General features: G+C 40.1%; 22 protein-coding genes and 1 other annotated feature. Of the genes, 7 read left to right on the plus strand and 15 right to left on the minus strand.

Features of this window, described 5'->3' with window-relative positions; genetic code table 11:
• Positions 1–75 precede the first annotated feature (75 nt).
• Positions 76–1,071 carry a metal-dependent hydrolase gene (locus tag ACFSGI_RS04060; protein WP_204826845.1) on the plus strand — a complete coding sequence of 332 codons (996 nt, stop codon included), beginning with the start codon at positions 76–78 and terminating at the stop codon, positions 1,069–1,071.
• A gap of 131 nt (positions 1,072–1,202) precedes the next feature.
• Here the strand turns inward: ACFSGI_RS04060 and ACFSGI_RS04065 are convergent, their stop codons facing one another.
• From ACFSGI_RS04065 to ACFSGI_RS04075, 3 genes are read right to left on the minus strand one after another with little or no spacing between them, the layout of a single operon-like run.
• Positions 1,203–2,153 carry an ABC transporter substrate-binding protein gene (locus tag ACFSGI_RS04065; protein WP_379282526.1) on the minus strand — a complete coding sequence of 317 codons (951 nt, stop codon included), beginning with the start codon at positions 2,151–2,153 and terminating at the stop codon, positions 1,203–1,205.
• Positions 2,154–2,213: 60 nt separating this feature from the next.
• Positions 2,214–3,239 (minus strand): FecCD family ABC transporter permease, encoded by a 1,026-nt coding sequence (locus ACFSGI_RS04070; RefSeq protein WP_204826846.1) that lies wholly within the window; start codon positions 3,237–3,239, stop codon positions 2,214–2,216.
• Positions 3,240–3,241: 2 nt separating this feature from the next.
• Entirely contained in the window at positions 3,242–4,237 is a 996-nt protein-coding gene (locus tag ACFSGI_RS04075; RefSeq protein WP_379282500.1) for a FecCD family ABC transporter permease, read from the minus strand.
• 308 nt (positions 4,238–4,545) lie between these two features.
• On the opposite strand from ACFSGI_RS04075, the gene ACFSGI_RS04080 reads away from it, so the two are divergent.
• Positions 4,546–4,731: a hypothetical protein gene (locus ACFSGI_RS04080; RefSeq protein WP_204826848.1), complete on the plus strand. Its 186-nt coding sequence runs from the start codon at positions 4,546–4,548 to the stop codon at positions 4,729–4,731.
• Positions 4,732–4,754: 23 nt separating this feature from the next.
• On the opposite strand, the gene trpS is transcribed toward ACFSGI_RS04080, so the two are convergent.
• Positions 4,755–5,744 carry a tryptophan--tRNA ligase gene (trpS, locus tag ACFSGI_RS04085; RefSeq protein WP_204826849.1) on the minus strand — a complete coding sequence of 330 codons (990 nt, stop codon included), beginning with the start codon at positions 5,742–5,744 and terminating at the stop codon, positions 4,755–4,757.
• A 45-nt stretch (positions 5,745–5,789) separates the two neighbouring features.
• Positions 5,790–6,064: a binding site (T-box leader), on the minus strand.
• A gap of 103 nt (positions 6,065–6,167) precedes the next feature.
• Here trpS and ACFSGI_RS04090 point away from each other — a divergent pair.
• Positions 6,168–7,148, plus strand: coding sequence for an aldose 1-epimerase (locus ACFSGI_RS04090; protein WP_204826850.1), 981 nt, complete (start codon positions 6,168–6,170; stop codon positions 7,146–7,148).
• Positions 7,149–7,447: 299 nt separating this feature from the next.
• Here ACFSGI_RS04090 and ACFSGI_RS04095 read toward each other — a convergent pair whose 3' ends face one another.
• Together ACFSGI_RS04095 and ACFSGI_RS04100 are read right to left on the minus strand one after the other, a co-directional pair.
• Positions 7,448–7,855 (minus strand): O-methyltransferase, encoded by a 408-nt coding sequence (locus tag ACFSGI_RS04095; protein WP_204826851.1) that lies wholly within the window; start codon positions 7,853–7,855, stop codon positions 7,448–7,450.
• Between the two features lie 320 nt (positions 7,856–8,175).
• Complete coding sequence (locus ACFSGI_RS04100) at positions 8,176–9,981, minus strand: M3 family oligoendopeptidase (RefSeq protein WP_204826852.1); 1,806 nt, start codon at positions 9,979–9,981, stop codon at positions 8,176–8,178.
• Positions 9,982–10,196: 215 nt separating this feature from the next.
• On the opposite strand from ACFSGI_RS04100, the gene ACFSGI_RS04105 reads away from it, so the two are divergent.
• Positions 10,197–10,349, plus strand: coding sequence for a YycC family protein (locus ACFSGI_RS04105; protein ID WP_204826853.1), 153 nt, complete (start codon positions 10,197–10,199; stop codon positions 10,347–10,349).
• 2 nt (positions 10,350–10,351) lie between these two features.
• A complete protein-coding gene (locus tag ACFSGI_RS04110) occupies positions 10,352–10,585 on the plus strand; it encodes a hypothetical protein (RefSeq protein ID WP_204826854.1) in 234 nt (77 codons plus the stop codon).
• 81 nt (positions 10,586–10,666) lie between these two features.
• On the opposite strand, the gene ACFSGI_RS04115 is transcribed toward ACFSGI_RS04110, so the two are convergent.
• Both ACFSGI_RS04115 and ACFSGI_RS04120 read right to left on the minus strand, forming a co-directional pair.
• Entirely contained in the window at positions 10,667–11,380 is a 714-nt protein-coding gene (locus tag ACFSGI_RS04115; protein ID WP_204826855.1) for a DUF2225 domain-containing protein, read from the minus strand.
• A gap of 24 nt (positions 11,381–11,404) precedes the next feature.
• Positions 11,405–11,782, minus strand: a complete 378-nt coding sequence (locus tag ACFSGI_RS04120; RefSeq protein WP_204826856.1) for a globin domain-containing protein — start codon at positions 11,780–11,782, stop codon at positions 11,405–11,407.
• A 547-nt stretch (positions 11,783–12,329) separates the two neighbouring features.
• On the opposite strand from ACFSGI_RS04120, the gene ACFSGI_RS04125 reads away from it, so the two are divergent.
• Positions 12,330–13,136: an NAD kinase gene (locus ACFSGI_RS04125; RefSeq protein ID WP_204826857.1), complete on the plus strand. Its 807-nt coding sequence runs from the start codon at positions 12,330–12,332 to the stop codon at positions 13,134–13,136.
• A gap of 99 nt (positions 13,137–13,235) precedes the next feature.
• Here the strand turns inward: ACFSGI_RS04125 and ACFSGI_RS04130 are convergent, their stop codons facing one another.
• Together ACFSGI_RS04130 and lipA are read right to left on the minus strand one after the other, a co-directional pair.
• Positions 13,236–13,856: a YutD family protein gene (locus ACFSGI_RS04130; protein WP_379282506.1), complete on the minus strand. Its 621-nt coding sequence runs from the start codon at positions 13,854–13,856 to the stop codon at positions 13,236–13,238.
• Positions 13,857–14,750, minus strand: coding sequence for a lipoyl synthase (gene lipA / locus ACFSGI_RS04135; RefSeq protein ID WP_204826858.1), 894 nt, complete (start codon positions 14,748–14,750; stop codon positions 13,857–13,859).
• A 241-nt stretch (positions 14,751–14,991) separates the two neighbouring features.
• Between lipA and ACFSGI_RS04140 the strand changes: the two genes are divergently transcribed.
• Positions 14,992–16,221, plus strand: a complete 1,230-nt coding sequence (locus ACFSGI_RS04140) for a multidrug effflux MFS transporter (RefSeq protein WP_204826859.1) — start codon at positions 14,992–14,994, stop codon at positions 16,219–16,221.
• A 150-nt stretch (positions 16,222–16,371) separates the two neighbouring features.
• Here the strand turns inward: ACFSGI_RS04140 and ACFSGI_RS04145 are convergent, their stop codons facing one another.
• The 5 genes from ACFSGI_RS04145 to ACFSGI_RS04165 form a co-directional block, all read right to left on the minus strand.
• Complete coding sequence (locus ACFSGI_RS04145; protein ID WP_204826860.1) at positions 16,372–17,169, minus strand: TrmH family RNA methyltransferase; 798 nt, start codon at positions 17,167–17,169, stop codon at positions 16,372–16,374.
• Entirely contained in the window at positions 17,166–17,873 is a 708-nt protein-coding gene (locus ACFSGI_RS04150; protein ID WP_379282528.1) for a potassium channel family protein, read from the minus strand. Before ACFSGI_RS04150 ends, ACFSGI_RS04145 begins: the two co-directional genes overlap by 4 nt.
• The gene (locus ACFSGI_RS04155; protein ID WP_204826881.1) at positions 17,873–19,456 is read right to left on the minus strand and encodes a peptide chain release factor 3; all 1,584 of its coding nucleotides are present in this window, start codon (positions 19,454–19,456) and stop codon (positions 17,873–17,875) included. The genes ACFSGI_RS04150 and ACFSGI_RS04155 overlap by 1 nt, the downstream gene beginning before the upstream one ends.
• A gap of 85 nt (positions 19,457–19,541) precedes the next feature.
• A complete protein-coding gene (locus tag ACFSGI_RS04160) occupies positions 19,542–19,934 on the minus strand; it encodes a MerR family transcriptional regulator (protein WP_204826862.1) in 393 nt (130 codons plus the stop codon).
• Between the two features lie 48 nt (positions 19,935–19,982).
• A complete protein-coding gene (locus ACFSGI_RS04165) occupies positions 19,983–21,434 on the minus strand; it encodes an alpha/beta hydrolase family protein (protein ID WP_204826863.1) in 1,452 nt (483 codons plus the stop codon).
• Positions 21,435–21,578 lie beyond the last annotated feature (144 nt).

The raw sequence follows: 21,578 nt of genomic DNA on the forward strand, positions 1-21,578 counted from the left end.
TTCACAAAAATCATTTTTTATCACATCAGAAGATGTCGCGCTTTTACTGCCAAGCGCTAAAGGAGAGAAATTGTAATGGATACTGCCACCCATTTTGCTATGGGATTTGGACTTGCTGGACTTGCTTATGTGGATCCTGTAGTCGCTTCTGATCCAAGATTAGCTATTGCTGTGATGGTAGCTACGATTGTAGGTTCACAAGCACCGGATTTTGATACGATTTTGAGATTCAAAGATAACGCAACTTATATACGCAATCATCGAGGAATGTCGCACTCGCTTCCTTTTATGGCGTTATGGATATTGTTGATTGGTGTAGGTACATCGCTGTTGATCCATCCAGCCGGCATATGGCATGTACTGCTATGGACAGCTATTGCTGTGATGGTGCATGTATTTACCGATCTATTTAATACGTATGGAACACAAGCGGTCAGACCATTTAGTGATACGTGGATATCATGGAATATTATTAATATTTTTGATCCGTTTATCTTCAGTACGCATATCCTTGCTTTATTGTTATGGATTACAGGTCTAGTAGCACCTGCTCCATTATTCATTACCCTTTATGTAGTAATTGCACTCTATTATGTATGGCGTACAGTGACTCATTTTGTTTTAACGAAAAAAGTAGAAGAATTGGATATTGAAAACGGTCGTTCTCCTGAACCTGATGGACATTATGTATTGATTCCAACGATTTCATTGCGTCGCTGGCATGTGGTTCATGCCAAAAAAGATGGCAGTTATCGAATGGGATGGTACAGTCCAGATCGCTTAATCTGGGCAGACTATATTGAATCGATGGAGCATCCAGCCATTGAAGCTTCTCGCCAACATCGCGATATTCGTGCTTTGCTTTATTTTTCATCGTATACCGTCTCAGAAGTAGAAGAAACATCAACTGGTTATATTGTTCGTTGGGCAGATGTTCGTTATCGCCATCGTCGTCAATATCCTTTTGTAGGCGTAGTGGTTATGGATCGTAATTATAATGCGATTGATTCTTATGTAGGCTGGTTAAGCCCTGACAAAATGAATGATCGTTTAGGTCTACATGTAGGCTAACGCTGATCACTAAATAATAGACTAGAAAAAAACCTCTAATTGATCTAGAAAATATACAGCGTTAGATGCTGGATATGACTAGATTCTGATTAGAGGTTTTTTATTTACGGATTATCTGCTATTGATTACATTTATTTGTTAAATAATTGCTCTGCATCTTCCAATGCCATTTGTTGTCCTAAAGAAGAATAATCAAGCCACTTTTGTCCATCCAATACATAGACATGTTTGTTTTTAACGGCTTTGAGATTAAGCCATAATGGATTTTTTTCCAATTCGTCAAAATTCGTTTGTGCATCATTACCTTTGCTAATAATCACAAAGATCGCATCTGCATCAAAATCAGGCAAAACTTCTTTGGAAATGACTTCATATGGCTCGTCTTTTGAAAGTTGATCTAATCCATTTGCCATCTTCAGCTTCAGATCTTCAAACATAATCGGCCCTAGCGGACGCGCTGTACTCATCACACGTAATTCTTTAGGCGTCATTCGAATCGCCATCACTTTAGCGTCTGCGCCTAATTTGGTATGAATCAATGTGCTGACTTGGGCTGCTTTTGTCTCATACTGTGCAACAAATGTATCCGCTTCTTTTTCAAGCCCTACATGTGTAGCTATTTCTTTAAGCTGATCTTGCCATGTTCCTTTATCCATATCTATCACAATTGTAGGTGCAATTTGCTGAAATTTGGCAAGATCTTTACCGGAGTATTCTTTATCGATATAGATAACATCCGGTTGTAGAGCAAGTAATGCTTCCATATCAGGGTCAGTCACAACTCCCAATTTTGTTGTTCCTTTAAGACGATCGGCTACATGTGGTAAAAAGTCTTTCACATCTCCACCGATAACAGAACCAGCCGGTTGGATACCTAATGCTAGCAGGTTATTAGTAATATGGATCGACATAGAAGCAATTTTGGCTTTGGCATCATGTACGATAACTCCATTTTCTTCTTTTACCATACTGGAAGAAGATTCAGGAGCAGACGAAGACGTTGTAGAAGCCGCCGGTTGTCCACATGCTGCTAACAGGATCATTATTGTTATAAACACACTTGTTACCATACTATTTTTGATATTCATCCGATATTTCCTCCATCATATGTATTCAATCATTGTTGAGTGAATACTTTGTTATTAGACTGTTTTTTTAAATAAAATATAAATATAATAAGGGCCGCCTATCAGTGCCACTACAACTCCTGCTGGTACAAAATTCGGTTGGAAAATCGAGCGTCCGATCGTATCCGCACTGAGCATGATAATCATTCCAATCATCGCGGCTACTGGCATCATATATTGATGGCGAGCACCTACTAATTGTCTTGCAATATGCGGAGCAATTAGGCCGATAAATCCAATTGAGCCCACCATAGAAACACTGGCACAAGCTAATCCCACCGCTAGTAATAACAACACTATGCGGCTTTTCGTTGTAGAGTTACCTAGACTTGTCGTAATCTCGTCTCCCAATACAAACATATCTAGCGTTTTGGAACGTAGATATACCCAGGGAACTAATATAATGATCCAGGGAAGTAAAGACCAGACATGAATCCAATCTCTACCCCATACACTTCCAGCCAACCATGTTGCCGCAAAAGCATAGGTATCTGGATCTAATTTCAACGAGAGCAATAAAGTAATCGCGCTAATACCGGCTGCCACAGCGATCCCTACTAAAATCAGACGAATAGGAAGCAAACCTCGCTGTCTGTCATACGATAACATAAAGATGATTAAAGCAATCAATACCCCTCCGCCAAAGGTAAATAAAGGAATCAGCAAAGCAATCGAACCTTCCATTGTGCGGAAAAAAGAAACAAAAATGATCAATCCAAATCCTGCTCCGGCATTAATCCCTAATATGCCTGGATCAGCAAGTGAATTACGGGACACACCTTGTAGAACAGCTCCGGCAACTCCCAGACCTATCCCTGCCAAAATAGTGATTAAAATACGCGGAAGCCGATACTGGAACATAATAAGATTCTCAATTTTGGAGCCTTGCCCTAACCATGTCCACATTACACGGAGCGGCGATAACCGGATTGAGCCTGTATTTAGGCTTATTAATACGATAATGACAGCTACAACCATCATAATACTCATCATCCAGAGTGCGCGGCGTTGTTTGCGATTATGCAACTGTTGAATATCCATAGTTATAATCCCCTTCCTTCTTTACGAGCTAAATAAAGAAAGAATGGCACCCCAACGAGTGCTACCATAGCACCAATCGCAAATTCTTGCGGTGGATTCACTATTCGTGAAGCGAAATCCGCCCACACTAATAAAATAGCACCTAACAATGCGGAGAATGGAATCACTAGCCGGTAATCCACACCGATCCAGCGTCTGGCAATATGAGGAATAACCAATCCTACAAAACTGATCGAACCTGCAACAGCTACAGAAGAACCTGCTAACATAACAGCCGCTATCATTGCCAGTACTTTTACCCATTTTGTACGAATACCTAGATTCACAGCCGTCTCATCGCCTAACGCTAGAAAACTAATAGAACGTCCCATAGTGATACTCCAGATAATAATTATGACTACGATAGGGATCAATAGATGAAGATGTTCCCATGTCACACCAGATACACCGCCTGCATACCAGAAAGCCAGATCCTGACTCAATCCAAAATAGAGTGCAATCCCTGTACTTAATGAATGTAACATCGCCGCAATCACAGCCCCGGCAACCGTTAACTTCAAAGAATTCAGACCACCTGGTGTAAATGAAGCCAACACTACAATTAGTAGGGTAGTAAGCGCTGCTCCTACAAACGAGAACAACATCAAATACGAATACGATAATTGAGGCAAAAAAGCAAAGCATAATGCTACTACAAAAGCCGCTCCTGCATTTACTCCAAGTATGCCTGTATCTGCCATAGGATTACGAGTGACCCCTTGCATCAAAGCCCCGGCGACTGCAAATGCCATCCCTGTAAAAACAGCACCCAATACACGCGGCAAGCGAATATCATATACGATTTGATGAGCAGTCACAGTAGAATCATAATGAAATACAGCATTCCAGACCGTTCCCAATGGTAATGATTTGGCGCCATAAGACACAGCAATAAATATCGATAACACCAACACAATCAGTGCAACGAGAAACAAGAAACTAACTTGTATACTTTTCATTCTATTCATAGTCGTGTCTGTAAAAACCTCCTATAACCATCGATCATCTCTATTTAGGAATAACACTTTCTTATTTCAACACAATTGAGAATAATAATCAATTAGAATTTAAAAAAGCCTGTACTTCGATATTTCTACCGAAAGTACAGGCTTTTACAAGTATTACTTTATCTGGCTATGACCATATCATCAATTTCATTTCAGAATGAGACTTGACCCTTATAGTATGCTCAGGCACAATAGAAAGTAGTTATTATTCAAGCATATGTCCGCATGATCGGACCATATCATTCAGGAGGCTATCCATCATGAGTAAAGGTCTTTCGCTGTGGTTTGCCGTCTCTTCTATTGTGTTGTTAATGTTTTGTGCAATCGCTATCTCTTATTCTGCATGGTTAGCAATATTGCTCGGTGTTGTTGCTATCGGTAATATCGGTTGGGGATTTGTCACCAAAGCCAAACGTCAACGTCAAGCAGGAACACCTACTGTGTAGCATACTGCTATTCTTATTGTAAATTAACGTTGCGCAGGTAAAAAGCCCATGCGTTCTTTTACAGCTATCAATGTTTTCTCCGCTACGGCTTGTGCATTTTCAGCACCCTGGCGGAGAACTTGATGCACTTCTCCTGATTCACGAATATCACGATAACGTTGTTGTAACGGTTCTAGACCTGCAACGACAACCTCTGCTAATTCTTTTTTAAATCCACCGTACATTTGTCCTTCATATTTAGCTGTTATTTCATCCAGACTAAGCCCTGAGAATTGAGAATAGATACTCATCAAATTACTGATCTCCGGCTTGTTCTGTGGATCATACATCACTTCTCGTCCTGAATCTGTAGTCGCGCGACTTAACTTTTTGCGAATGACATCCGGTGGATCTAGTAACGCGATAAAGCTACCTACATTCGGATTACTTTTACTCATTTTTTTCGTACCGTCATCCAGTGACATAATACGTGCGCCTACTTTTGGAATAAATGGTTCTGGCACTGTAAAGTAGTCTCCAAAACGATGATTGAATCGTCCTGCTAGATCGCGCGTTAATTCCAAATGTTGCTTCTGATCGTCACCTACAGGAACCAAATCGGCATTATACAATAAGATATCTGCTGCCATTAATGCTGGATATACAAATAATCCTGCTCCTACCGAATCTTTACCTTCTGACTTATCTTTGAACTGAGTCATCCGTTCCAACTCGCCCATAGCTGCAAGTGTCGTCATAATCCATCCCAGTTCTGCATGTTGAGGAACATGTGATTGTAAGAAAATATTTGCTTTTACCGGATCAAGTCCTGCTGCTAAGTATAATGCTGCTACTGATTCTGAAGCTTCGCGTAATGCTGCTGGTTCTTGAGCAACTGTAATCGCGTGTAAATCCACCACCATAAAGTAACTATTATAGTCTTCTTGTAGTGCCACAAAGTTTTTCATTGCACCGATATAGTTACCAATAGTTAACAAACCACTTGGTTGAATGCCTGATAATACGGTTTTCATGTATTGTTCCTCCTTATTTTAGAAAACAAAAAAAGCCCACATCCTGCAAGGGACGTGTGACCGTGGTGCCACCCTTATTCATCAAAATAATATAGACGTATATGGATATACGCTATAAGCATTATTTCAATCTTGAATGTGTTCCGATAACGGCGAACCACCGACCTACCTACTACAGACGCATCGCAATTGTATTGCAGATGTCTGGTTCAGCACAGCACTCCAGAGTCCATTCGGCAAAAGTTCCCCGCTGATTCGCATCATCCATCAGCTTTCTGAAGAAGCTCTTTTTGCTTACTACTCTCTGTCATCGTATTCTTAGATCTCATCATAATTGGCAAATCTGACATTGTCAAATCCCAATTTCACTCAAAATCTGTTATCATGGATGTATATTTCGATGCAGAAAGAGGGAGCAGCGCCATGAAAGTAACCAAAGGAACATGGAACGGTTATGACACGTATATTTTGAAAAGTCAGCAGTTAGAAGTCACATTGCTTCCAAGACTTGGTAACAATGTTATCGGCATTCGCGACTTGCAAGAAAATCGTGAGATTTTGCGCCGCCCGGAAGAAAGTGATCTTGATTTTTATTTGCAAAAACCGTATCACTTTGGCATGCCTATGCTGATGCCACCTGGACGAATCCGTCGTGGACATTTTGAATATAGTGGAACAACATATCAATTTGATCAAAATACAGCCAATGACAATCATATTCATGGATTGCACCGTACCCAGGCATGGCGTGTATCTGATATTGATGAAAATGATGAAGGTTGCACGATTACAACTGAATTATTAACAGCCGATGATCCGAACTGGATGCGCCAATATCCTATTCCACTTCGCTTAGAAATGACGTTACAATTACAAGGTACTTCACTAATGCAACGTATGAAAATAACCAATCTGGGCGATACACCTGCTCCATTTGGATTCGGTCTACATACGTGGTTCTTATTAGATGGTGAACCACAGCGTTGGACATTGAAGATTCCGGTTAGCGATCAATTGCTTCAAGATGCTGAACAGATTCCTACAGGCGAAGTCGTGCCTTTAGATGAATGGGAAGCATTAAATACAGGGATGAATATGGCAAATCGCAACTGGGATAATCTGCTTCGGATCGGTGATAAGCGCCCGGTCAGTGCAGAATTAACTCGTGATGATGGTTATGGTATTCGTTATTCGGCTGATCCTGATTATTTCAAATATTGGGTACTCTATACCAAAGGTGAAAGTGATCAATATTTATGTATTGAGCCTTATACCACATTGCCAGATGCAGCCAACTCTACACATTCACAAGACTTTACAGGCTTAATTGATGTTGCTCCTGCACAGCCTGTCGAATTTAGTCTACAAATGGATGTGATTGAAAAGTACACTCAACTCAAATAAAAATAGTATTTTAGGATAATATCACAGATTTCAAATCACGCTGTCATAACGAAAAAACGTGCAGACCACTTATTGTTACATAAGTATCTACACGCCTAGGTGACTCTTATCGGAGTCATCTTTTTTCGTATGGCTATTATATTGCTATTCCTTCTTATAAAGATTCATCGAATATATAGTGACGTGCAGATTCACGTCGTACTTCTGTAGAGTTCTATAAAATATAAGGTATGAGTGCAGTAAACATGATGATCTGAATAATGATGGGAATATATTGCTGTAAGCTTGCTTAGTCTATATTAGGACAACTCGGATTGTACTTCGCTGTATGTAGCTCTTGGATAGCGAATCATATGGTTAGCCATATTATAGTTGGATTCAATCGTAGTATCGACCGCAATCATTCCTTTACGAATAGCAAATTCGTAACTGATTTCCCCATGCGTCCAATGATTTTTGAATTTTAGCGATTCAATTGCCATTTGTCGAAACGATTTGATCTGAATACTGCTTAATCCTTCTTCTGGACCGTTCCACTCCCCATTTCTTCCTGCGATCGGGTTGTGTTTAATACCGAATTTACCAACTGTGTTGTTACGAATCTGAATAAATACAGTACCCGAATCCAGATTGGTTAATTCATTTTCAAGCTCCTTGAACACGATGTCGAGTTGTCTCGCTAGAGAAACTAGATCGTTCTTAGGCATTTTTTCCCCTTCCTTTCTCTAAAACACTTATTAATGTAGGACTTCTGACTCATTATAGTGCCAATTTACGGTCTGATCAATACTATTTTTAACAATTAGGTACTTTTTACTACTATTCGACAAAAATCGATTATTATTCCTATATTTACCTTCGCTTTTTTTCACTATTTAACGGTATAACTGGATTTTACTAGGTTTGTTCCCCTTGAATAAAAAAAGATATTCACTGTATTCTTTTGGAGTAAGAACACAACGTGAATATCTTTTTTCATGTATTTCATGCTTATTAATTTTAATAATATATCTAATAATCTAACAGATTACTGATTGACTTGCTCAGCAGTCATATCCATAAATAACTTCACATCAGCAATACTCACATTCATCGCATTTTGCCAGAAATCAGGTTGAGTTAGATCTACACCTAGATGTTTTTGTGCTAATTCTTCTACACTCATACGTCCTGTATCTTGCAATAGTGCATCATATTTCGCAGCAAAGCTTGCTCCTTCTTGTTGAGCCAGAGCATAAATTCCTGTACTGAACATATATCCAAATGTGTACGGATAGTTGTAGAAAGGTACACCTGTAATATAAAAATGAAGTTTGGAAGCCCAGAAATGTGGATGATAAGAAGACAATGTATCACAATATGCTTCGCGTTGCGCTTCTTCCATCAAGCGATTAAGCTCATCTGTACTTACAGTACCTGTACGACGTTGCTCGTAAAAACGTGTTTCAAATAAGAAACGAGCGTGAATATTCATAAAAAATGCAATACTGCGTTGAATTTTATCTTCTAACAAAGAGACTTTTTCCTCTTCATTTTGAGCTTGTTTCACTAGCGAATCAGCTACGATCATTTCAGCAAAAGTAGAAGCCGTCTCTGCTACATTCATAGCATACCCTTGACTAAATGCAGGCAGATCATTCATCACATGTTGATGATATCCATGTCCTAGCTCATGCGCTAACGTAGATACATTGGATGCTGTGCCACTGTAAGTCATAAAGATACGTGTTTCTTTACTGAGTGGTAAAGACGTACAGAACCCACCTGGGCGCTTGCCAGCACGATCTTCAGCTTCGATCCAGCCTTGATCAAAAGCATGTTCTGCAAAATCAGCCATCTCAGGATTAAATTTGCGGAATTGATCAACAATAATTTTGGCAGCATCATTATAATCGACATGACTATCTACTGTACTTATCGGTGCATCTACATCATTCCAGCTTAATTGATCAACGCCTAAAATGTGCGCTTTGCGTTTGAGATAATCGACAAACACCGGTTTATTTTGAACAATAACATCCCACATTGCATTCAACGTCTGATCAGACATGCGGTTAATCGCTAAAGGTTCTTTCAATACTTGTTCCCAACCACGACGTTCATATAATTTCAGACGGAATCCAGCAAGATGGTTAAGGGTGTCGGCGCAATAATCTTCTGCATTGCCCCATGCTTCTTCCCACTTGCGGAACATATCTTCGCGTACTTCACGATTGGTATCATGCATTTTATTGGCTGCTTGTCCTGCAGATAACATCACCGTTTTGCCATCTTGTTCAAAAGGAATCTGGATATGGCTTACAATCGTATCGTACATTTTACTCCAACCTTGATAACCGTCAACACCAAGATCTAAAGCCAATCCTTCGAGTTCAGGAGTCATTTTTTCACGTGCCAGCGAACGATTTTCTGTCAGGTAAAAAGCTATCGGTGCAATCTCAGGACGACCTACCCATTGTTGGAATATCTCATCGGCTGTTGCAGCCAATAAGCTATGGAAACGTACAAATACACCTTGCAGGTTAGCTGACATTGTGGAGATCGATGATCCGAGGCGATTAGCTTCTTTATCACTTTGATCTTGAGCATTCAGACAACCGACAAAAGAAGAGGCTTCACGTAACCGAATACGTGTAGCTTGTAGCTGATCTAACAACCCATCATATGCTTTAGTCTCTGTAACCTGTTGTGGCGGTGTCATCGACTCTAATTGTTGATAAAGAGATTGAATATCTTGAGATAACGTGTGTAAAAAAGTCTGCAATTCTTCTGAACTGGACCCTCCAGCAAAAATCGTTTCTAAATTCCATGTAGGTTGAATAGGATGGTTCATCATAGCACACCTTTCTGTATCTGCCTGTAAATAGACATATGTTGGAATGATTGATTATTTTGCTTGTAGCTACAAGTATGCCGATTATTGGCTACAATTTCAAATCTATGTATAAATCATAACAAATATAATGCTTGATTTACTGTACCATCGTCAAGTGGGTATAAGTATAGTATACTCTAAATCATCATATTCCAAGATAGGAGGGAAGCTTTATGCAACCACTACAGATTTCGGCAGATACCGCAGTCAAATTGGCAGAAAAGCTGAATGTACCTTTAGAACAACTGATGCATATGCCCAAGCATATCCTGCTTCAAAAAATTGCTGAACTGGCAAAAGAAGATGAAAAAGGCGGCAACGAATAATTATGATTCCTTTTAATCAGACCTGGCCATACGACATTATTATGAATGATATCTATGTTCATCAATGTCCGTTTTGTCAGGCAGAAAATATAATTTTACCTCTCAAACCGAAAGAATTAATTTCGATTCATGAAGGTAAAAAAAAATTACTGGTGTTCCCTTGTTGCAGTAATCGAATCACTTTATTGGATACCGATTCTGATTATTTGCTAGCAGATACAGTCCTTCGTCACTAAAGTTCAATCGTATAAGTATAGATCAATGATAACAAATAGCGGACAACTCTAGAACTTACAAGAGTGTCCGCTATTTGTGATTTATGATTCTTTCATTTCTTCTGGCAAATCCATATTTTTAGATAACATTTGTTCGCGTAGCAAAGCCCATTGTTCACGCGAAGCTCGAATCATCGCAGAGTCTGTAATCCGTTTATCATGAATAACGCGTGAGAACCATTTCACCGCTTCATTAAATTCACCGAGTCGGCGATGCAATTCACCGATCAGATACAGTAACTTGGCGTCCCCACCGCTAACACTTTCAATCTGATACACTTTAATATAAGAATCCAGACAATAGCGTAGAAAACGAAGTTCTTGCTCTGTTTCTCCTCCATAGCGATGTATCCAGGCGATATGTTGAAGAAAACTCGCAATAATACGTTCTCGATCCCCAATCGCTTGTGCACACATTAATGCGAATTTATAAGATTCTAAAGCTTGTTCTCTTGTACGATGTCCACCCATATCACGCTTAATCAATCGACTGCCGATCTGCTCCATATACAGTTCACGCTGACGATCTGTTAAAGTTGCTTGTGAATTTTCAGTAGAAGCAAATCCACAATGCGGGCACATCCGTACCACATAAAAATCAGGATTTTCATGCTGATAATAAGCACAAAAGTCAGAGTCACGTCTGGAAGCTCTTTTCATACTCGGACGAACACGACTTGTTTTGAATTCTTCATCACACTGTGGACAGGTAATTTTTATCGTATATAACGGCTCTAACTCTGTTGTCCCCTCCATCTAACCCACTTCCCCCAAATCAAATTAATGCGTATTTACAAAATGATGAGCCGGCCCTGATAAACGATCTACTACAAATATACGCAATTCGTCTTCAATCTGGAGCTCCTTCAAAGCTTCATTCATACAGGCTAACCAAGCATCTGCTTTTTCATCGGTAATCTCAAAACCCATATGACGCGCTCGCATCATCGGATGACCATAAGCTTCAGAAAAAAGCGCAGGACCTCCAAAAAATTGAGAAAGAAACATATATTGTTTCTCCATCACAGGATTGATATCTTCAGGAAAAAGCGGCCCGATTAAAGGATCACGCTGTACTTTAGGATAAAAAGCTTCGACCAAGCGCTTGATGCCATCTGCTTCGCCTAGCAATACATATAAAGATTGATCAAATTTCACTCTTGCTCGCCAACTTTCTTTCGATACGTCATGTGTCAAATTATATCATAAAAAAGACGCCAAAGATTTCTTTAGCGTCTTTCATCCATATATAATATATAAAAAAATATAATGTAAAATACAAGTGCGGTCTAGGTCAATACATGCTTCGATCCTCTTCACCAGATTGAACAAAGGAAGCACGAATGACGTACACGAATAGACATACGAGAATACCGGCAAGAATGCTTGTAGTCATGTTCATCACTCCATTCTAAGTGTGTACTAACAATCATTGACAATTCCGACGACCATTTATACCTTTATTTTATCATACCTTTTTGCAGAATATAACCCTTTTTGCAAACGCTTTCTTTAACAATTAGATTACAAACTCTTTACAGAACCCTACATTATGTCCGTTATGTATCAGTCGTATGACTAAACCCTATTTAATTTAAAATAGATTTACAGTTAAACATTGTGTTCCGCTCAAGAATTGATTATCATCGAAGGTGAGTATATTTACAAAGGATTTAACGATAAAGGACAAAGGAGCTTTCCAAACTTGAGATACTATGTGCTTGATCGTGGAGATCAATTATCTATCGAACTGAGCGAGCAATTCCATAAGCTTGCTGCCGAACGCGGATTTCAGCTAGATGCTGAATCACCAGAGATCGTCGTATCTATTGGTGGAGACGGAACTATGCTTCATGCTTTTCACACATTTATCGATCATATCCCAGACTTAGCATTTGTCGGTATTCATACCGGGCATTTAGGATTTTATGCTGACTGGAAAGCAGATGAATTGGCTGATTTGGTTAATTTTATGGCGGGCGAGTCATCGACATCAGATCGTCATCCCAAAATCGTCAAATATCCATTAATCGAATTGGATATTCAGACGAAGAGCGGAACGACTCATCATACGGTACTTAACGAATTTACACTCAAAGGGGTAGACGGAACGACTGTAGTCGCTCAAGTCGATATCAACGATGAGATTTTTGAAATGTTCCGCGGTGATGGAATCTGTGTATCTACACCTTCTGGAAGTACTGCGTATAACAAAGCACTTGGTGGTGCTATGGTACATCCAACGATTGAAGCTCTTCAGATCGCTGAGATTGCTTCGATCAACAACCGGATTTATCGTACACTCGGTTCTTCTTTAATGTTACCTAAACATCATCATTGTGATATTCATTCACGCAAACCGCAAAAGCTACAATTGACTATGGATCATTTAAATATGTCATTTGATGATCTGATTTCAATTCGATGCCAGGTTTCCAAAAAGCAAGTAAGCTTTGCACGTTATCGTCCTTATCCATTTTGGAATCGTGTACGTCAATCATTTCTAGGATAATAGGAACGATAATATTGCCTAACTTTAGCAACATCTAAAAAAGCTTCCAAACGCCACAGTGATTGTGGAATTGGAAGCTTTTTGTTGTAAACGATAAAATTAAGATTTGGAACTTTCTTCGCTTGGTTTCACTTCTGCCTCGACTTTTGTCTGGCTTTCTACAGATAGCGGTTGTACAGGCTCTGTGGAACGTTCTACAGGCTTTTCTGTAACAGGTACTTCTACTACTTCTACTACTTCTACTGTTTCTACAACAGGTACTATTGGAGTTGCAGGCGCAACTGGAGCAGATGCAGGCACAGCTTTGGAAGCTGTTTTTTCCTGCTTGTCTTTTTTAGAATGATTTCCTTGTCCTCTAGACGATTTCTCGGATTTCTCAGACTTTTCTGCTTTTTCTCCATTCGCTGGCTTTGGTGGTTCTGCGACTTCTTTTGTTTTTTGTAATACAAAATAAGCACAGCCAAAGTTACAGTATTCATTAATATATTCAGTCAAGCTGGATAAAGAAGTATCTTTGCCAGCTTTGGGATGTCCATCACGATAAAATCCTTTGAGACGCAATTGATTATAACCCCAGTCTCCTAGAATATAATCATACCGATCCAATACTTCACTATATCGTTCACGGAATATTTCTGCATTCCAACCATCACGATGCTCTTTAATAATTTCGTATGTTTTACCGCCGATTTGAATCAAGGTTCTCCCGCCTTTCAGCATTTAGACCGTCGAGGTTTCCTTCGACTTCGATGCGGATTGAACCTGTTCATGCGCATGATAGGAACTGCGGACAAGCGGACCAGACTCAACATGACTGAATCCACGCTTTAATCCTTCTTCTTTTAAAATTGCAAATTCATCAGGAGTATAATATTTAGCCACATCCAAATGTTTTGGTGAAGGCTGCAAATATTGTCCAATCGTCATAATATCGCAATCCATGGCACGAAGGTCATCCATTGTTTTTAAAATTTCATCCCATTCTTCACCTACACCTAGCATAATACTAGATTTGGTTGGAATCGAAGGTTGTAGTGTTTTGGAGTTACGTAATAATTCCATAGAACGAGGATATTTAGCTCTTGCACGAACGCGGTCAGACATCCGTTCCACTGTTTCAATATTATGATTCAGAATATCCGGTTTAGCATCCATAACAATTTTGAGTGAATCAATATCTCCCATAAAATCAGGGATTAACACTTCGACACTACAAAGTGGTAAACGCTTGCGAACGGCACGAATTGTTTCCGCAAAAATATTTGCTCCGCCATCTTTCAGATCATCACGAGCTACACTGGTAATAACACAATGTTGAAGCCCCATATTTTCAGCCGCTTCCGCAACCCTTTCTGGTTCTTGCAAATCAAGCTCCGTAGGCATCCCCGTATTGACTGCGCAAAAACGGCAAGCACGTGTACAAATATCTCCCAAAATCATAAAAGTAGCTGTACGATTCGCCCAGCACTCATAAATGTTAGGACAGCGCGCTTCCTCGCAGACGGTATGAAGAGTTTTGGAACGCATCATACTTTTAATTTCCTGATAGTTACTGTCATTGGTCATCTTGATTTTGATCCATTCAGGTTTCGGTTGTTTGGCTTTAGTGGACAAGATAGTTGACCTTCCTTCCTCGGGTGTAATTGGCTTTCAGGATGTTACAATCTTTTGGGATTTATTATAACACGAATTAATGCATACCGAAATATTAGGCTTTCCTACTGTACTTTATTCGTTTACACTAAATACTATTGTAAGGATGTACAGTAGCATATTTGTCTAAACATCCATTAGATAAAATGTTAACCTAGTCCCGTATACTGTACGTTGATAGAAGAAAGGAATGAGGAAATAAATGAACAAAGCTTCATCTAATCAACCTTTAACAGCATCTTCCTTAACCCGTTCAAAACGGTTATGGATTGCTTTGATTTTAGGTTCTTTATCTGCGTTTGCTCCATTATCAATCGATATGTACTTACCTGCTTTACCAACACTAGCTGCACATTTGAATACCAATGCTTCGCTGGCACAACTCAGTCTAACTGCTTGTCTGCTCGGTCTGGCATTCGGACAACTGCTTGTTGGCCCACTAAGTGATGTGAAAGGAAGACGTACTCCGCTGATCATCTCATTGATCTTTTATACAGTAGCATCGCTGTGTTGTGCGTTAACACAAAGTATCGGTCTACTGATTGTGCTACGTTTTATTCAAGGTATTACAGGAGCCGCTGGCATAGTGATTTCGCGTGCTGTAGTGCGAGATCTGTATTCCGGGCATGAATTAACCAAATTTTTCTCCTTGTTAATGTTGATCAACGGCGTTGCTCCTATTGCCGCTCCTATTATCGGTGGTGCATTACTGAAATTTGTACCGTGGCAAGGTATTTTTATTGTGTTAGCAATTATCGGTGCAGTCATGTTATTTATGGTATTGTTTGGTTTGCCGGAGACATTATCGAATGAACGCAAAGCTTCAGGTGGACTGAGTTCTACATTACGTACATTTGGACGATTGATCCAGGATCGTCATTTTATCGGATTCGCGTTGTCACAAGCATTTATTACAGCCGCGATGTTTGCTTATATTGCAGGTTCTCCTTTTGTCGTGCAGACGATATTCGGTGTTTCTGCACAAGGATTTAGTTTGTTTTTTGCTATAAACGGATTAGGCATTGTCATTTTCGCTCAATTAGCAGGTCGTCTATCTGGTAAATACGGTGAACTGGTTATTTTGAAAATCAGTCTAGGAATTGCTTTTACCGCCGCTCTATTGTTATTGATTATTGCTATCGCAGGTGGTGGACTGTTACCTATTGCTATCATGTTATTCTTTGTCGTATCTTGTGTAGGTTCTGTAGGGGCTACATCGACTTCACTCGCGATGCAAAGTCAGGGCAATGCCGCAGGAAGCGCTTCTGCGCTGTTAGGACTGCTTCCGCTTCTATTAGGTGGAGCAGCTTCTCCATTGGTAGGACTCGGTAGTGGACTCACTGCTGTACCGATGAGTGTGGTTATTTTAGTAGCCGAAGTGCTCGCTGTACTATGCTTTATCGGTTTGGTGAGAAAACCTGTCAAAGTATAAAAGTATATATGTGCTCTATTTTTTATAAGAGTTATTTTTATAAAGATTGTATTACGATTGATCAAATCATAGCATACCCGCTACGACAAAAAAGGAACTTCTCTTTTCAGATGAAGTTCCTTTTTGTTATAGTTAAACGTCATATTATAATTAGTAAGATATCCGCTGACGCATCGCTTCAAATAGCAGTATTGTCGATGCCATCGCCGCATTCAGCGACTCTGCTTGCCCTTGCATCGGAATCAAAATATGTTGATCCACTAATTCTGATACTTCTGCCGAAATGCCTTTACCTTCGTTACCAATCACGATCCAGGCTCCTGTTGTAAAATCAAACTCATAACAAGATTGGGTAGCTTGTAACGATGTACTTAGCACTAGATGCCCGTTTTGCTTCGCAACAGGTAACAGCTCACTGAGATCACTTTCGATCACAGGCAAATGAAACAATGAACCCATTGTTGAACGAATCGTTTTCGGATTATACAGATCAGCACAACCTTTACCAAGTACAATACCGTTTGCTCCTGCCGCATCACTACTACGAATAATCGTGCCCACATTGCCTGGATCTTGAACATTATCCAGTACCATGACCAGACTATGATCAATCTCTAGCAGGCGATCTGTAAGCGCGTTACGTTTGTACACAATAGCAAAAACAGGCTGTGGTGTTTTGGTATCTGTGCATTTGGCAAGTATAGCTTCCGATACAGCAATATACTGAGCCCCACCAGAATAACTAGCAATATCATCACGTAGTTCAGCAGGAATCCCTTTTTCTGTATCATAGACGATACAATCGATATCCCAATCACTGCGAAGAACTTCACTCACTAGATGAATACCTTCTACAATAAATTTACCCTGCTTATCCCGATGCTTTTTCTCAAGCAATTGCGCCCATTCCTTGACTTTCGCATTCTGGGTCGATAGAATTTCGGTCATTCTTCTAGCCCTAATTCCATTTTAAGCAGATCATTTTTTTGCCCAACAATGACCAGAATATCATCCGGTTTGAGGCGCTCATCCGGTGAAGGCGCAATATTCATCTGACTGCCTCGTTTGATTGCCATCACATTACAGCTATATCTGACACGAATATTGAGTTCTTTTAGATTCGAACCGATCATTGGCTCAGAAGCTTTCATTTCCACAATACTGTAATCTTCTGAAATCTCGATATAATCGAGTACGTTAGGCGATGTTAAATGATGAGCTACCCGCACACCCATATCACGTTCTGGGAAAATCACTTTGTCTGCACCGATCCGAGTCAATACTTTACCATGCAGTTCATTTTGTGCTTTAACCAGAATCGTTGGAATATCCATTTCTTTGAGAATCAGTGTGGTTAAGATACTGGATTGAATATCTTCTCCAATTGCAACTACCACTACATCAAAGTTACGCAATCCCAAGGAACGCAAAGCTTCTTCATCGGTAGAATCTGCTGTTACGGCTTGAGTTACGATTTTGGATACTTCTTGTATACGATGTTCATCTGAATCGATAGCCAATACGTCAAAGCCCATCTCACTCAATGTTTTGGCAATGCTAGAACCAAAGCGTCCGATACCAATAATGGCATACTGCTTTCTAGGCATATTGTAACCTCCAAGCTTTTCATAAGCATACGCTGTATTTAATATTAAGGAGCCATTTCCAAAAATTGAGCATCTGGATTTTTATCGATTGCTGTACGCATCGCATACTCATTTTCAAACAACACAACATGATTTCCTTTTTTATCTTTCACGAGTGTAGAGTTAATACGGAATTTGGAAGCATCTACTTTATCGGTAATGATCCAACGTGCAAATTGGAACGGCATGCGTTGCAATTGTACATCTACACCATACTCATTTTTCATCCGATATTCGAATACTTCAAATTGCAATTGTCCAACTACGCCGAGAATTGTTTCATCAAAGCTAACGGTATTAAATACTTGAATCGTACCTTCTTCTGTCAGTTGGTCGATTCCTTTTTGATATTGCTTGTGTTTCAGTGCATTTTTGACCGTCACTTTAGCAAAAATCTCTGGTGAGAACGTAGGCAATTCATCAAATACGATATCAGAACCCTGACTTAACGAATCTCCAATACGGAAAATACCCGGATCGAACAAACCTACAATATCGCCAGGATAAGCGGTCTGGACGATATCACGATCTTGTGCCAAAAATTGTTGTGGTTGTGCCAGTTTGATTTCTTTACCTGCACGTACATGGCGAACACTCATACCACGTTCAAATTTACCAGATACCACACGTAAAAAAGCAATACGATCGCGGTGAGCTGGATTCATATTCGCTTGAATTTTAAATACATACCCGCTGAACTTATCATTCATTGGATCAATCATACCTGCTGTGCTACGGCGCGGTTCTGGCTTAGGTGCAAGTTCTAAAAAGTTTTCTAAAAATGTCTGCACACCAAAGTTATTAACTGCACTACCGAAGAAGATCGGTGTCAATTCACCACGTAATATTTTATCATAGTCAAAAGGATCTCCTGCTACATCTAACAACTCAATATCCTGACCGAGTTGATCATACAAAAACTCGCCAGCCATTTCTTTAATAATCGGATCGCGATAATCTTCTACTTTTTGTACTTCAATCGTAGAATGGTCTTTACCATTAAACAATTCGACCTGTGTTTTCATTCGATCATAGACACCAGACAACTCGCGTCCCATACCGATCGGCCAGTTCATAGGTACAGAGCGAATACCCAATACTTGCTCTAATTCTTCCATCAATTCAAAAGGACTTTGTCCTTCACGGTCTAACTTATTAATAAATGTAAAAATTGGAATACCACGTTGCGCACACACTTTAAATAGTTTGATCGTTTGTGCTTCGACACCTTTAGCGACGTCAATCAACATCACTGCTGCATCTGCCGCAGTCAATGTACGATACGTATCTTCACTAAAATCTTGGTGACCTGGTGTATCCAGTATATTAATACGATGTCCATTATAATCAAATTGCATTACTGAAGAAGTAACCGAGATCCCCCGTTGTTTCTCAATCGCCATCCAGTCACTGGTCGCATGTTTATTAGCTTTACGGGCTTTCACTGAACCCGCTTCACGAATTGCGCCCCCGAATAACAATAATTTTTCTGTTAAAGTTGTTTTCCCGGCATCCGGGTGAGATATAATGGCAAACGTTCTACGTTTGTCGACTTCATTTTGCAAAGCTTGATCTATCGTTTTACTCATTTCCACGTTCCCTTCTCCTCTTGGTTCATCCCTCTATTATAACACATTTACAGCACAAAATAAGAGAAGAAATCGCGGGCATGTGCTATTTTCCATTGCGTCGGAATGATTCTACATAGCTCACAATTGCTGCATCTTCTTTGCTTAACAAAAAGAGCAGGCTTGTCTTTAATTCATCCAGCCTGCGTATTTCTGCATCGATCTCTTCTATTTGAGTACGTACTGCTTCTTTTAACGTTTCGATTCCTGTTCCACGACCGAGTAACTGAAGAATATCTCCGATTCGGTTTAGCGAGTAGCCAAGCGACTGAGCATCTTTGATAAATTTGAGCATTACCAGATAGTCATCCGAATATAGACGGTACCCACCTTCACTACGTACGGGAGCGGGCAAGATGCCTTCGTCTTCATAGAAACGGATTGCCGCCATACTGACACCAGTCTGTTTTGCTAGCTGTCCGCGTGTCATCCCTTCCATTGCTTAACCCTCCCTCACTTTGATAATGTGCTTATATAATACTATCGTTTAGTGTTGAATACGCGTGTACGTCTGATCGAACTTCACTTCGGGATACGCAATAGATGTAGATTTTAATAAAGACTGCGCCTCACCTTTCAAATACTGATCGAAGAACGCGGCTGTATATGCACGCGTAATATCAATATTGCGAATAGGATCGATCTCTTTAGCAAATAGCGCTGGTGCAATCAACGCAAGATCAGTAAAGCTCTGATGAAAGAAAGGGGCAACCTTCGCATAATACGTATCGTTTTTACTATTTGTCATTACACGATTCAGATCACCTGCAAATTGTTCATAAAAAACATCATCTTTTTCTTTAACAGTAGGGTCAAGACTACGGGCTGTTTTTCCAGTAATTAGATACATAAATGGCTGTTGAAGATCAGTATGAGCCACCTTACCCCAGAAACCACCTTCCAGACTAAGACCAGCTTTGAAGCGAGAATCAGTAGCTAACACTTCTGCTGTTGTTGCTCCGCCATAAGAATGACCAAACATACCTACCCGATTCAAATCTATTCGTCCAGTTAGTAAGCCCTGCGGATCTTGCTTCTGCCACTCTGTTAGCGTATCGAGCACGAAGCTAGCGTCTGCCGCGCGAATACCAACACCAATTACATTATATGCATACAACTCTGACGAAGTAATACCTGTCGGATCAGGCTTATATGTTGCTGTCCGTCCGTCTGGAAATGATACTTCTGCTGAGGTATAAGGATGATCGATCCCTACTACAATATAACCTCGGCTCACTAATTCCTCTATAGCAGTCATACTTTGAAAACGGGTAGAACGTACCCCCGGCGAAAACAAAACAACTGGATACTCTGCTTGAGCTTTTGATATTGCTATATCGCTGACCACATGGGTATGAATCAGTGATGTCTGACTAAACAATATCTTGGGTATACCAAATACCAGGCTAATCGCTTTACCCAATTCAGAAGGATACGTTTCTGTCTGTCGTCCAACTACTGTTTCTGGATCAACCGGATACCAGACGTTCACCATCAGTTCACGTTTATCACCTGTCTCGGAAGTTAATGTTTCTTCACGCGAATCGTCTGTCAAATGTTGCACTGTTGTCCCGATAGCGTAACTACCTGTCGGTTGTGGCATCGTAAATACAGGTAGCAGATTTGACACATAGACTGCTACACTCGAAACGGCTAATACCAATACAGTTAGCAATATGCGCTTTGTCCGATATAAATGTCGATTAGGCGCTACTACTGGATGTACTATTCGTATCAGACCTACAATCAACAGAACAACATCTAATCCGTACGCTGGAGCCATTTGGATGCGTATCCCTTCTAGCACAGCATGTAGACTATACAATACGAGTAGTATAATAACGGTAGTAGTATCCAACCATCGGCGTCGATGTCCAAAGATAAATAATCCAGATGCCAGTAGCCCCCCACCAAGTAAAATCATTTCAAATATTCTCATTCTCCCTCATCCTTTCAATCCGGCGGCTTAGAATATGGCACTGCATATCAGTTTGCCCCGCTTATCCAGCATAAGGGTTGAAGTATACTTCAAGGTCAAGCTTTTATTTTCGCTTTGCTTTTTGCTTTTTGCTTTTTGCTTTTT

Origin of the sequence: Paenibacillus nicotianae, from assembly GCF_042681745.1 — a bacterium.
GTDB classification, from domain to species: domain Bacteria; phylum Bacillota; class Bacilli; order Paenibacillales; family Paenibacillaceae; genus Saccharibacillus; species Saccharibacillus nicotianae.

What these genes read in the sequence shown, in the direction of transcription:
- ACFSGI_RS04060 (WP_204826845.1), top strand. Translation starts at nt 76, where the DNA reads ATGGATACTGCCACCCATTTTGCTATGGGATTTGGACTTGCTGGACTT.
- ACFSGI_RS04070 (WP_204826846.1), bottom strand. Translation starts at nt 3,239, where the DNA reads ATGGATATTCAACAGTTGCATAATCGCAAACAACGCCGCGCACTCTGG.
- ACFSGI_RS04075 (WP_379282500.1), bottom strand. Translation starts at nt 4,237, where the DNA reads ATGAAAAGTATACAAGTTAGTTTCTTGTTTCTCGTTGCACTGATTGTG.
- ACFSGI_RS04080 (WP_204826848.1), top strand. Translation starts at nt 4,546, where the DNA reads ATGAGTAAAGGTCTTTCGCTGTGGTTTGCCGTCTCTTCTATTGTGTTG.
- trpS (WP_204826849.1), bottom strand. Translation starts at nt 5,744, where the DNA reads ATGAAAACCGTATTATCAGGCATTCAACCAAGTGGTTTGTTAACTATT.
- ACFSGI_RS04090 (WP_204826850.1), top strand. Translation starts at nt 6,168, where the DNA reads ATGAAAGTAACCAAAGGAACATGGAACGGTTATGACACGTATATTTTG.
- ACFSGI_RS04095 (WP_204826851.1), bottom strand. Translation starts at nt 7,855, where the DNA reads ATGCCTAAGAACGATCTAGTTTCTCTAGCGAGACAACTCGACATCGTG.
- ACFSGI_RS04100 (WP_204826852.1), bottom strand. Translation starts at nt 9,981, where the DNA reads ATGAACCATCCTATTCAACCTACATGGAATTTAGAAACGATTTTTGCT.
- ACFSGI_RS04105 (WP_204826853.1), top strand. Translation starts at nt 10,197, where the DNA reads ATGCAACCACTACAGATTTCGGCAGATACCGCAGTCAAATTGGCAGAA.
- ACFSGI_RS04110 (WP_204826854.1), top strand. Translation starts at nt 10,352, where the DNA reads ATGATTCCTTTTAATCAGACCTGGCCATACGACATTATTATGAATGAT.
- ACFSGI_RS04115 (WP_204826855.1), bottom strand. Translation starts at nt 11,380, where the DNA reads ATGGAGGGGACAACAGAGTTAGAGCCGTTATATACGATAAAAATTACC.
- ACFSGI_RS04130 (WP_379282506.1), bottom strand. Translation starts at nt 13,856, where the DNA reads ATGCTGAAAGGCGGGAGAACCTTGATTCAAATCGGCGGTAAAACATAC.
- ACFSGI_RS04140 (WP_204826859.1), top strand. Translation starts at nt 14,992, where the DNA reads ATGAACAAAGCTTCATCTAATCAACCTTTAACAGCATCTTCCTTAACC.
- ACFSGI_RS04145 (WP_204826860.1), bottom strand. Translation starts at nt 17,169, where the DNA reads ATGACCGAAATTCTATCGACCCAGAATGCGAAAGTCAAGGAATGGGCG.
- ACFSGI_RS04155 (WP_204826881.1), bottom strand. Translation starts at nt 19,456, where the DNA reads ATGAGTAAAACGATAGATCAAGCTTTGCAAAATGAAGTCGACAAACGT.
- ACFSGI_RS04160 (WP_204826862.1), bottom strand. Translation starts at nt 19,934, where the DNA reads ATGGAAGGGATGACACGCGGACAGCTAGCAAAACAGACTGGTGTCAGT.
- ACFSGI_RS04165 (WP_204826863.1), bottom strand. Translation starts at nt 21,434, where the DNA reads ATGAGAATATTTGAAATGATTTTACTTGGTGGGGGGCTACTGGCATCT.